Source organism: Pantoea sp. GbtcB22, from assembly GCF_019091025.1.
In the GTDB taxonomy this organism is placed as follows: domain Bacteria; phylum Pseudomonadota; class Gammaproteobacteria; order Enterobacterales; family Enterobacteriaceae; genus Pantoea; species Pantoea leporis.
On sequence record NZ_JAGXKB010000760.1, the window covers coordinates 1 to 239 of the forward strand.

General features: G+C 56.9%; 1 protein-coding gene. It reads right to left on the reverse strand.

Annotated elements, in window-relative coordinates; genetic code table 11:
• Positions 1 to 239: class I SAM-dependent methyltransferase (locus tag KVT28_RS26595; RefSeq protein ID WP_217551301.1), on the reverse strand; the 239-nt coding region annotated here is incomplete at both ends.

The following is a 239-nucleotide window of genomic DNA, read 5'->3' on the forward strand; positions in this document are numbered from 1 at the left end:
CCAAGGCAGATCCCCATACCGTTGTTGCGCGTTGACCAAAAAGAAACGTGAAACACCGCTGAATTCCCAGGTCACAGGGGGCGTGTCACCATACTTTCCCTGCAGCAATTCACGCACCCGTTCGGTTGTTGCTCCCGTTCCTGCGCCAATTTCCAGCACCTGCAGAGGGGTGGGTCGCGCGCTAAGATCCTCAAGGATCCAGTCAGCTATGAGGGTGTTGAGATAGCGCGCGGTGATGG